This is a genomic window from Actinoplanes sp. NPDC049668 (assembly GCF_044465445.1).
Classification (GTDB): Bacteria; Actinomycetota; Actinomycetes; order Mycobacteriales; family Micromonosporaceae; genus Actinoplanes.
In genome coordinates this window covers 183,595-187,743 of sequence record NZ_JBITLR010000002.1, presented here as the reverse complement: position 1 = coordinate 187,743, position 4,149 = coordinate 183,595, and the positions used below count along the sequence as shown (strand labels likewise).

At 73.5% G+C, this 4,149-nt stretch carries 2 protein-coding genes and 1 pseudogene; 2 read left to right on the top strand and 1 reads right to left on the bottom strand.

What is annotated here, in order from left to right:
- Nucleotides 1–316 precede the first annotated feature (316 nt).
- Complete coding sequence (locus ACIBSW_RS07940) at nt 317–1,453, bottom strand: hypothetical protein (protein WP_354730579.1); 1,137 nt, start codon at nt 1,451–1,453, stop codon at nt 317–319.
- 288 nt (nt 1,454–1,741) lie between these two features.
- Here ACIBSW_RS07940 and ACIBSW_RS07935 point away from each other — a divergent pair, with 288 nt between their 5' ends.
- Both ACIBSW_RS07935 and ACIBSW_RS07930 read left to right on the top strand, forming a co-directional pair.
- Entirely contained in the window at nt 1,742–2,401 is a 660-nt protein-coding gene (locus ACIBSW_RS07935; RefSeq protein ID WP_354730581.1) for a GNAT family protein, read from the top strand.
- Between the two features lie 1,026 nt (nt 2,402–3,427).
- Nucleotides 3,428–4,149: pseudogene (locus ACIBSW_RS07930) on the top strand (hypothetical protein); the annotation flags it as partial.

The window sequence follows — 4,149 nt, the reverse complement described above, 5'->3', positions numbered from 1 at the left end:
GTGCGCTGCGCCGGCTGCCGCTGCGACCGTAGCGACGTTTGCCACCGCGACCGTAGCGACGGTTGCCACCGCGACCCTGACCGCTGCCACCCCGGCGGTAGTGCTGCCGCCCCGCCGCCGGCGCGGCTGGCACGGTTACCGAGCCCGCGCCCGCTGCCATCTGTGGCGTTGCCACCGCGACCGTGGGCACCGGCGCCCGCACCACCGGCATTTGCCGCCGCGGGCACTGCCACCGCTGGGTGCCGCCACCCCAGGAGCCGCTGCCGGGGGAGAGGGCCTGAGGTGCTGGTGCGGTTCGGAGTGATCGGAGGACTGGTCAGTCCCAGGGGATGGTTTCGGCGTCGGGGAGGTCGGGCACGGCGCTGCGGTCTTCGCGGGCCAGGATTTCCAGGAGGGCAGCTGCCTCCTGGACGGTGACGTGGAGGCCGCGGGACCGCTTCGTCGCGGGGTCGGGGGTTTCCAGCCAGAGGCGGCCTTCCTCGGTGCAATCCACCTGGATCACGGCGTCGGAGCGGGACGTGAAGACGGCCCAGTTGCCCGGTGTTCGCAGGATCTGGCGGTCCAGTCTGGCCGTGCACCGGTCCAGGGTCTCCAGCACGGGCAATGACGCCGAGCCCCGGTCCAGCGTCTGGTAGCGCATCTCCAGGACGTCGGCTTCCGGCGTACCAGGGGAGATTGTGACCAGATTGTCCTGGCTTTCGCCTAGGAAGATCGGGGCGAGTCCTGCCCACAGGTCGTGTCTTGGCAGGTCGATCGGGTTCGTTGTGCCGTCGGGGGAGGTGAGCGTGCCGACGGCGCGGTCCCAGCGGCGCTGCAGGATCAGGGCGTGGCCGTCCGTGGCGCGGATCTCGACTCGGACTTCCGCCGGGCCCTCGGGTGCGACTCGGGCCAGGATGCGCTCGGCGTGCCACGGGTGGAGGCGGTCCGAGCGGCGGATCGCGCCGCCGGGCCAGTCGTCGAGTAGGCGGGCGTCGGCGCGGGGTACCGGGGGGCGGTTCCAGTCGTCGAGGCGGTGGGCGAGGCCGGTGCCGTGGGGCGAGATCGCCAGGTGGAAGTCTCGTTCCGGCTCGCCGGGGAGGATCTCGCTGTGGTGTACGGCTACGACGGTCACGGTCCGCTCGTTCAGGTCGGGATCGAGGTCGGAGTCTTCGGCGGGGCCGAGCATGAGGGCGCGGTCGAGTCGTAGGCCGGGCACGTCGAGGGCGATCGGCTGGATCGTGCCGGGTGCGACCGGGGGCATGTCGAGCAGTGCCTGTGCGACGTCGTCGCGGAACGAGCCGGCGGCCGCGCGCAGTACCGTGATCCGGCCGTCGCGTACCCGATGGGCGGTCGTGACCGTGCCGGCGGGCGTCCGGGTCGTGTCGATGAGTACCGGATGCTCGCCGATCATGCTCACGGGCTGGTCGCATCGCCGGGTCCGGCGGATCCGTTCGGCGATCTCCTCGTCGGTCATCCGACTATTTGATCAACTCTTGTTCGGCGGTGGCGCGCAGGATCGACGGAGCGGCGGGTGGGTGTGCGGCAGGCGGGCCGTTGTCTAGCAGAATGATCGCTGCGGTTGCTGCCGCAGGCGCGTCGGCGTCAACGGCTCGAGCGCCGGCGACCGGAGGGCCGGCGGTGACCGGGTGGGGGTCCCATGAGGCTGAACCGGCCCGCGGCGGCGACGGAGCGCAGGTCACCGCCGCCGTCCGGACGGATCGACCGGGGGCGGCCGGGATGTGGGCGTTTGCGCGGTGGCGAATTGCTGATCGAGGGGGCGGGCGTGGACGACTGGCCGCTGTTCGGGCTCCGGCTGCGGTGCGGGGAGGTGACGCTCCGGCCGGTACGGGAGGACGACCTGCCGCGTCTCGCCGCCATCCTGCCCGACGATTTCGAGCAGGATCCCCGGCTCGAACGGCTTCCCGGCCTGAGCGCCGCGGCGCAGGAGCGCGGGCGGTTCTGCCAGGGGTATTGGCGCGCGCTCGGCGCGTGGTCGCCGTCTTCATGGAGCCTGCATCTGGCTGTCGAGTTCGAGGGGGAACCGGTCGGCGTGCAGACGCTGGAGGGCGAGGACTTCCCGGCGTTGCGGACCGTCGACTCGGCTTCCTGGCTGACGCGCCGGGTGCGCGGGCGTGGGCTCGGGGTCGCGATGCGCACGGCGGCGCTCGGGTTGGCGTTCGAGCGGCTGGGCGCGGTCGCCGCGGTTTCGTCGGCGGTGCCGGAGAACGCGGCCTCGCTGGGGGTCTCGCGGCGCATCGGGTACGCAGAGAACGGGGTCGGTCTGGTCGCCACGCCGGGCGGCCGGGTGGTCGAGCTGCGCCACCTGCGGCTCACCGCGGATCGGTGGCGGGCGGCGGGACACGGGAGCTCGGTCTCGATCTCGGGCTTCGGACCTTGCCGGCCGTGGTTCGGACTGACCTGACCGCCGCGCGTCCTCGCGCCGGCTCCTGGGGCTCCGCTGCGCGTTGCGGATCCCGGGATGGGCGGGCGGTAGCTCCATTCGACGTCGGGTCCGCCGGTTTGTCATGGGTGTCGGCTGCTCGGGCGTGCGGGCCGAGCCCTCTACCGCGCGTCCCGGAGGGGTCGCCTTGGGCGAGTTCGGGACCCCTTGTATCCAAGGATCCTAGGATGGCCTAGGCGCAGTGCGCCCCATCTCGCCTCAGCCCGTTCAGAGGCGGCGCCCCGATCCGCGCCGCGGCAGGCGTTGAAATCGCATCGGGGTGCCTGGAGCACCGGCGCGCCCGGATTTCGGGGCCGGGCCTCGCGGCAGCAGCGCGGTCGGACTCAGGCCGAACCTGGCGGCGGTATCGCGACTGACTGGTCCGGGACGGCGCCGGGAGCGCCAGCGCGCCTGGATCCAGGGCCGGGCCTGGCGGCGGTGGCCCGACCGGCTGGTCCGGGACAGTGCCGGAAGCCTCGGCGCGTCCGGGTCCAGGACCAGGTCCTGCGACAGCAGTGCGACCCGACGACCGTTCCAGCACAGAGCCTGGAGCGGCAGCGCGTCCGAATCCAGAGCAGCGCGACCAAATGGTCCGGGACAGGGGTCGGGCTGGGTGCCGCCGATATCGGTCCGTCGTTTGTCTTGGGTGGGGGCCGTTCGGGTCGAAGGGCATGGTGTCGGCCTGCGGGCTGCGCCGTGCGGCCCAGCCTCCACGGCACGTCCCGGTTCGGACCGTTTGGGCTGGTCTGCGCGGTCCGGAACTGTCTGCCGGGCGTCGGGTCGGGGCTGCTCTGCGTGGCCCGGGAACGACGGCCCTCGCCGGGCGTTCGGGGTTCGGGCCGTTCGGCCTGTTCCGGGCGGCCGAACGGGGGAAGCGTTACAGGCAGGCGGCATCTATCAAGATACGTCCACTTCGGACCCCCACCGGTGGGCCGCGTGGAGATCCGCGAACCGATACTCTCACGGCCGGTCGGCCGCCAGTCGTGGGCCATTGACACGGGGGTACGTGTGAATCAACGGCAACTCGTCGGAGTCGTCGCAGGCTCGGCGGTGCTGGTCGCCGGGGCGGCGGTGGTGGCGCTGAATCTTCCCGGAGGATCCGCGCCGCGGGCGTCGCAGGCCGCGCCGGCCGCCGCGCCGGAGCCCGTCGCCGCGGAGCCCGTCGTCGACAACGGTGACGGCAAGCCGGTCAAGGCCAGCCTGCACACCCTCGACGTGGCGCCGGCCGGGCCCGGTGCCCGCCGGGCCGAGGTGGGCAAGCGTGGCACCGAGCGGTTCAGCCTGCTGGGCCTGACCTGGTCCGACCCGGCGCTGACCGTCGGCGGCACCGTCGAGGTGCGTACCCGGGCGGTCGGCACCGGCCGTTGGAGCGGGTGGCGGACCCTGGAGACCGAGGGCACCCGCGGTCCGGACAGCGGCGCCGAGGCCAAGGGCGACCTCCGCGGCGGCAGCGAGCCGCTCTGGGTCGGCCCGTCCGACGGCGTCGCCGCGCGCGTGGTGAGCGCCGAGGGGGCCAGGCCGCTCCCGGCCGGGATGCGCCTCGATCTCGTGGACCCGGGCCGCAAGTCGAGGTCCACCGCAGGACAGGGCGGCGGCCTCGCGCTCGACCCGAGCGACCTGGGCCGCACGTTCGCCTCCACCGCAGGACAGGGCGGCGGCCTCGCGCTCGACCCGAGCGACCTGGGCCGCACGTTCGCCTCCACCGCAGGACAGGGCGGCGGCCTCGCGCT